The organism is Barnesiella sp. CU968 (assembly GCF_905219685.1).
Classification (GTDB): Bacteria; Bacteroidota; Bacteroidia; order Bacteroidales; family Muribaculaceae; genus Lepagella; species Lepagella muris_A.
The window spans coordinates 1-6,991 of record NZ_CAJMXD010000140.1 but is presented as its reverse complement, the minus strand read 5'-3'; the positions used below and the strand labels follow the sequence as shown (position 1 = coordinate 6,991).

At 48.9% G+C, this 6,991-nt stretch carries 6 protein-coding genes, 1 tRNA gene and 1 pseudogene; 3 read left to right on the top strand and 5 right to left on the bottom strand.

Annotation, left to right across the window (positions count from 1 at the left end; translation table 11 throughout):
* Nucleotides 1-496: 496 nt before the first annotated feature.
* The 5 genes from JX312_RS06935 to JX312_RS06915 all read right to left on the bottom strand — a co-directional run bounded on the left by JX312_RS06935 (nt 497) and on the right by JX312_RS06915 (nt 3,879).
* Nucleotides 497-569, bottom strand: a tRNA-Phe gene (locus JX312_RS06935).
* A 249-nt stretch (nt 570-818) separates the two neighbouring features.
* Nucleotides 819-1,217, bottom strand: a complete 399-nt coding sequence (locus tag JX312_RS06930) for a hypothetical protein (RefSeq protein WP_204457495.1) — start codon at nt 1,215-1,217, stop codon at nt 819-821.
* A gap of 73 nt (nt 1,218-1,290) precedes the next feature.
* Nucleotides 1,291-1,566: a hypothetical protein gene (locus JX312_RS06925; protein ID WP_204457494.1), complete on the bottom strand. Its 276-nt coding sequence runs from the start codon at nt 1,564-1,566 to the stop codon at nt 1,291-1,293.
* An 11-nt stretch (nt 1,567-1,577) separates the two neighbouring features.
* Nucleotides 1,578-2,552 (bottom strand): calcium/sodium antiporter, encoded by a 975-nt coding sequence (locus tag JX312_RS06920; protein ID WP_204457493.1) that lies wholly within the window; start codon nt 2,550-2,552, stop codon nt 1,578-1,580.
* 85 nt (nt 2,553-2,637) lie between these two features.
* On the bottom strand, nt 2,638-3,879 hold the full coding sequence (locus JX312_RS06915; protein WP_204457496.1) for a M64 family metallopeptidase: 1,242 nt from the start codon (nt 3,877-3,879) through the stop codon (nt 2,638-2,640).
* 206 nt (nt 3,880-4,085) lie between these two features.
* On the opposite strand from JX312_RS06915, the gene JX312_RS06910 reads away from it, so the two are divergent.
* The 3 genes and pseudogenes from JX312_RS06910 to JX312_RS06900 all read left to right on the top strand — a co-directional run.
* Complete coding sequence (locus tag JX312_RS06910; RefSeq protein WP_204457492.1) at nt 4,086-5,090, top strand: glycoside hydrolase family 43 protein; 1,005 nt, start codon at nt 4,086-4,088, stop codon at nt 5,088-5,090.
* A 167-nt stretch (nt 5,091-5,257) separates the two neighbouring features.
* Complete coding sequence (locus JX312_RS06905) at nt 5,258-5,875, top strand: GNAT family N-acetyltransferase (protein WP_123405033.1); 618 nt, start codon at nt 5,258-5,260, stop codon at nt 5,873-5,875.
* Between the two features lie 126 nt (nt 5,876-6,001).
* Nucleotides 6,002-6,991 (top strand): annotated as a pseudogene (locus JX312_RS06900) (argininosuccinate synthase domain-containing protein); the annotation flags it as partial.

Here is a 6,991-nt window from a genome sequence, read left to right as displayed (position 1 = left end):
TTGGTCTTTTTAAGAAAAAAAGACACACGGAAATTGGTTTTGCTTCTCATTGCCAAATTCTTGTGTTAAAGGTTTGCGACGCGGTGGAGCAAAACTGATATAGATTTTGATAAATAACTCGTTGAAACATAGTATCTAAACGCTGTTTCGGTGGAGATTGTTCAGTGGATATTTCGGCTCCACCGATTTCTACACCACCGCCGGGAGAAATTTTTTCAAAAAAAATTTTCAGAGTGGCTCCGCCTTGTCAAAGTTCTGTTGATTATCTCTTCACAGAGGATCCTTTTAAGAATTTGGGCATAATGTTGTAAAATGCGTGATTGCAGATAGATAGCAAGCCGTGGGGTGGTGTGGATTTCAATCTTGCTCCACCAAATCTCGTTTGCTACCCTGCTGGATTGGTGTGGATTGAGCGTTTTGCCTTACCCCTAAAATGCGAAAAACACCGAATATCGCTGATATTCAGTGTTTTACACCGCCTTTCGGCTTTAGGTTGTGGTGCCACCAGGAATCGAACCGGGGACACAAGGATTTTCAGTCCTTTGCTCTACCAACTGAGCTATGGCACCAACTTTAATGTTTGCAATATTGAGAACCTGCACTACTGCCTGTTTCCGTTTTGCGAGTGCAAAGTTAGTAATATTTTTTTATTCTGCAAAATTTTTCGCAATTTTTTATTAATTATTTTGTTGGATTCTGCTTCAGAGATTTACTGAACACAGCTGAGCTTTGCTGAATCACGTTGGCTAAGTCACATGTTACCAACAATATCCGCCATATGTTTTTTTTTAATAAACAAGTGCCGGGAATTAGCCTATCTATCTCTTCAGCATATCCAAATCAATGTCCGTGCGGATGTCGAAGGGCTGCGGGTGCATTGCCATTATATCGTCAAGCAGCAGGACTGTGCGGATGAAACATCGCCGCACTTCGCTTCTGTACACCTCCGCATGCACGCCTTTGTTGACAAGTTCATGCAGCTTTCTCCATTGCACCTTCTTGATTGAGTGTCCAGTATCGGTCGGTTGATCTGACACAGGTGCAACCGCGTCTATCACATATTCGAATATCCTCCGGCACGATACCGCCACCTGCGCATACTGTTCATTAGTCTCCGCGCTCTCAAAACATGTCAGAGCCGCCCAAAGTCTGTCACCGATCCCGGGAGCTGCATCCGACAATCGCGAAACAGCTTCATCCGCCACAAAGGCAAGCATCGAGCCGCATTTCTCTTTCCATTCTGCGATTCTCCTCGCATGCTCATAATCATGATATTTGTCAATTATCGTATCAGACCTTTAAAGAAGCCATCAGCCATTTTTCAAATAGTTTCAGACGCCGGTTGTCATCCATATGACAGGAAATACACATATGGGCTTCGTCACTCTCTATGACTACCGCCTCCGACGCACATACATCCAGCAAAAGATCGCCGACAAACACCTTTGACGTCAGATTAAGATTACGCTTCTGCAGAATAGCGTTGAAAACTATCCTGTTCACTGTCTCGCCATAGATACATCCCAGAGAGGGATCATCCGCGTTAAAATGAAATGCTACTTTCATACCTTTGATTCTCAAGCAGTAGCCACAAGCCATGCCATATAACCGACATAGCAGGCGGCAAGCACGCCACCCTCCCGTCGGGTAATGGTACGCTCTTTATAGACACATCCGAATATCCAGAAAAGCAAACAGCTTGCGGTGAGTATAAGCAGGTCTGCATTACCTACGGCTCCGAATGGCAACGGTCTTACCGTTGCCGCACATCCCAACACAAGGAATATATTGAAGATGTTGCTCCCGATTACATTTCCCAGGGCTATGCCGGTCTTGCCTTTCAGGGCAGCCGTTATCGAGGTGGCAAGTTCCGGCAAAGATGTGCCCGCCGCCACAATCGTAAGACCGATCACGGCATCGCTCACCCCCAGTCCCGCGGCTATTCCGGAAGCACCGTCCACAAACTTGTCGCCGCCGTAAATCAGTCCCGCAAGACCACCTGCCACCCACAGCCATGCCTTCCACACCGGCATTTTTCTCTTCAACTCACCGCCTTTTGCCGCAGGGTCGCCGGATGCGGCATGCCTGGCAGAGGAGAAGGTATGATGCATGAACACCATAAAGAAAAGCAGCAGGATTATACCGTCAACCCGCGTCAGCATATTGGTTTTCGAACCGTCAAGGAGCGATGCGTTGCCCATTGTCAGCAGAACGAGCGCCGAAAGTATCACAAGCGGAATATCCGTGGTCAGGATACTTTTCGAAATACGCATCGGTCGCACAAGGGATGTTATCCCGATTATGGCACACACGTTGAAGATATTGCTCCCCACCACGTTTCCAATCGCCAGTCCGGCATTCCCGTCTACCGCCGACATTACGCTTATCACGAGCTCAGGCGCCGACGTGCCGAACGCCACGATTGTGAGTCCGACAACAAGATCCGACATTCCCCACCGCTTGGCAAGCGACGACGCGCCATCGGTAAGCGCGTTTGCTCCCACAAGAATCAGCACAAGACCCAATATGAGAAATACTATATTCAGAATCATAAGCAATGAAATTTCAGTTCATACACCGCCCCTTCGCGTCACATCCCTGTCAAACCCCGCAACGCCCCGTTTCGACCCGTCACCCCTATTCCTTAACGTAAAAATCTATCAGAGAGTTGAGGGCACGGCGGCACGCGGGGCAGAATCCATGCCATTCATTGTCACGCATACGGCACCTGTCCGCAGGGCTGTATACACCACGAAACGAATATCCTCCTCCCTCGAACACACCCACAGGATACCGTTGCCATTCATTGCGTTGTGTTGGCACCGGAGTCCCTTCCTCAAGCAAGGATTTCCATTTTGAATCAAAATCCACGAGCGTGGTAATATTCGGCTCCCAAGGCTCCACATCAAAAGGATAGCTGTCTTCCATAACGTCTCCTTCATAGAAATATTCATCGGCAAGACCTCCGAAACTATGTCCGAACTCATGTACGACCACCGGCGCGAAATTATCATGTCCCGTAGTTGTCAGCGTATAGCTGTTGTAAATTCCGCCGCCCCCATACACATCGCAATTGGCAAGAATTATGATATGTTCATAAGGTACATGCGAAACCGATTCGTGAATATCAGACACATTTCCCGTGGTCAGATAACGATCCGAATAAAACGTGTCGAAATTTGATCCGAACGATGTCTTCTTCCATTCCTTTCTTCTCGGCACACTCACTCCCTCATCTTCAGAAACCGTAGCTACAGCCACAAAGTTAAAGCATGACTCTCGGTCTTTGAACGGTTCATGGCTCAGTATCGCCGTCACAGCCTTCTCTGCATCCCTGTAAAAAGCCTCCGTCTGCGATGCATTATACCCATCGGCAAGAATCGCCACATCAATCACATCTTCAGCATTGCCATTCTTCCTCAGATAGCGGTATTCGCTTTTACCCCTCGTGTCCGACTCCTTTACGAGGATATCATCCGGTGAATAGAGATGCGTATTCGAAGCAACAGCATCATGTCGGGCGTCAAGCAATTCAATCGTAATCCTTGCCGTCCTGCGAGGCAAAGGTATCAAAAACGTATTCTGAAAAGATTTCGAAGTTACGGCAGCCTCCGGCGTAGACTGCCACTCCCGGAAAAGAGTGGAAAAACTGTGTCTGTATATGGTATCGCCACTAAGAGAATCAGCCACAGTCACTATCCCGTTGCCGACATAAGGAATACTGTCAAGATTACACCTGCGTCCTGCCCATCCGCCGAACTTATGCATCCTGTCAAGAAACACATGACTCTCCTTCGAATTACCTGCAGCTATATAATCAAGTCTGAGAGTTGAATCACAGAACACCTTTTCAAAACTCACATCCGCCATCCCCGCCATGCGATAAAACACGACAAATGCAGACAACAGCAACAATTTTCTTATCATATTAACCGTCAATTGATTTTTACTGACCACTTCAAGGTTATTCCATAAGACGAACCGGAATAACAAAAAGCATGGCTGCAAATGTAATAAATTCTTTTTTGGAAACATGAAGTTTCTAATTTTTTTGTTAACTTTGGCTAAAACAATACAGAACAACCATGCGCAAGTCACTTCTGATACTCACAATGCTTCTCGCGAATCCGTTTTACGTCATATGCCTTGCTGAACAAAACAGGCGCCACACACCGGCAGCGAAGAGCAACGTGCCAAGAGATTCCATAATCCTCAGCGACCCCGCCGTGCTGGTCCACAAACCCACCTCCACTTATTACATGACCGGCACCGGCGGACTCCTTTGGAAAAGCAAAGACCTGTCACACTGGGACGGTCCCTATTCCGCGGCACAGCCCTCCCCTACATCCTGGATGGGTGCACATCCTCAGATCTGGGCAGCCGAACTGCACGAATACAATGGGAAATTCTACTACTTCGCGACATTCACAAACGACAGTATCATAATAGAGACCAACAAAGAGGGACGCATTCCGCGTCGCGCCTCCCACATACTCTCCGCCGACACTCCGGAAGGACCATACACACCTGTATCCGACCATGATTATCTACCCTCCGACCGCCCCACCCTCGACGGCACTTTCTGGATTGAAGACGGCAAGCCATACATGGTCTTCTGTGAGGAATGGCTGCACAACCAGAACGGCACAATCGAGGCAATACAATTATCCGGAGACCTGAGCAGACCTGTCGGCAAACCGGCACTTCTCTTCCGGGCGTCAGACTCCCCCTGGAGCCGCGAGAAAAGAGACGGAGGAATCACATTCAACCGCGTCACCGACGGTCCATGGCTTTTCCGCACAGACACCGGACGCCTTGGAATGCTCTGGACTTCATGGATTCTTGGCGACTACACCATGGGCGTGGCATACTCTAAAAGCGGTCGCCTCGAAGGTCCGTGGATACAAGAGAAAGAACCGCTTACACCCCCGAACCACGGTCATGGCATGATATTCAAAGATCTTGAAGGACGCAACATCCTTTCAGCACACAGCCATAGCGAAATCAACGGCAGATATGTACGCCGTCCCGTATTCTGGGAGATCGATCTTACAGGCAACAAACTCCACATTATCCGCAAAATCGACTGAACGAGACACATAAACCTCCACAAATTTCCACAATTCCGAATAATTACAAGCCAAAAATTCATATTTTTATAAAATAAATACCGATTATTACTGTCTTTTGATTATATTTGCGGCAATTTTCGAAAAACGGCGGCAAAACCGCCAAGGGCAAGAATAATCAATAAGTAATGAACAACGACCAGGTATCAGTGATGTTCGCAGGAGAAGAGCATATAAAATATGCCGATCTCATATGCGACCTCATCTATGAGTCCGCGCTTCAGCGCGGCACCGGTATCGCCAGGCGTTCTCCCGACTACATCATCGACAAGATCCGAGGAGAGAAAGCCGTAGTGGCGATGTATGGCGACCGTCTCATCGGCTTCAGCTACATTGAAAGCTGGGGTCATGGTGACTACGTTGCCACATCGGGTCTTATCGTAGACCCGGAGTTCCGCAAGCTCGGTCTTGCGGCGCGTATCAAGAACAAGACATTCGAACTTGCCCGACGACGATTCCCCTTCGCAAAAATTTTCTCCATCACCACTTCGCTGCCTGTAATGAAACTCAACTCCCGCCTCGGCTACAAGCCGGTGACATTCTCGGAGTTGACCACCGACGAAGAATTCTGGAGAGGATGCGAAGGGTGTGTGAATTACGATATCCTCTGCCGCAACAACCGCAAGATGTGTCTCTGCTACGGCATGCTTTACGACCCGAAGGCAACACTGCGGAAACAGTCATGGACTATCCCCTACGTAACTTGGATATCCAACAAGGTCAGAAAAATATTCCATCTGAAATAGACAGGTTTTTCCACACCGCATCCCCCTGATATTCATCCGCGCCGCACCCGGCGCTTAAAAGTTTTAATGCAGGAGCGTCCGCACCCGGCGGAACGCTTCATAACACATATACATACACATAAAGAAATGAAAGAGTCCAAGAAAAAAGTCGTCCTTGCCTTCAGCGGAGGCCTCGACACCTCATTTGCAGCAAAATATCTCTCCGAAGATCTCGGCTACGAGGTTCACACTGCAATAGCCAACACCGGCGGATTCACCCCCGGAGATCTCGAACGCATCGAGCAAAGGGCATACGCACTCGGTGCGGCGTCACACGCCTCTCTCGACATAACCGAAGACTATTACAACCGATCCATACGATATATGATAGCCGGCAACGTGCTCCGCAACGGCACATATCCCATCTCCGTCTCCTCGGAGCGCATATTTCAGGCGATAGCCATCATCGAATATGCCAAGAAGATCGGCGCGGACGCTGTGGCACACGGCTCAACCGGAGCCGGCAACGACCAAGTGCGTTTTGATCTTACATTCCAGATTCTCGCTCCGGAGATAGAGATCATCACTCCCACCCGCGACATGACACTCACACGCGAATATGAGATCGACTACCTGAAGAAACACGGAGTCGATGCCGACTATAAGAAAATGGAATATTCCATCAACAAAGGTCTGTGGGGAACGAGCATCGGCGGCAAAGAGACTCTTCACAGCGAGCAGACACTTCCCGACAGCGCCTATCCCAGTCAGGTCACGGCATCGGGAGAAGAGACACTCCGCATCACATTCCACAAAGGCGAGGTGACTGCCGTCAACGGCAAGACATATGAAAACCGCATCGACGCCATCCGTGCCGTCGAAGAGGCGGGAGCGAAATTCGGCATCGGACGCGACATGCATATCGGCGACACAATAATCGGCATAAAAGGACGAGTTGGCTTTGAAGCCGCCGCTCCCGTGCTCATCATAGCCGCCCACAAAATGCTGGAGAAACACACCCTCACCAAATGGCAGCAATACTGGAAAGAACATATAAACACATTGTAGGGCATGTTCCTTCGCGAATCGCAATATCTCGAACCAGTGATNCGCGACATGGAGAAATTCCTTGAAAGC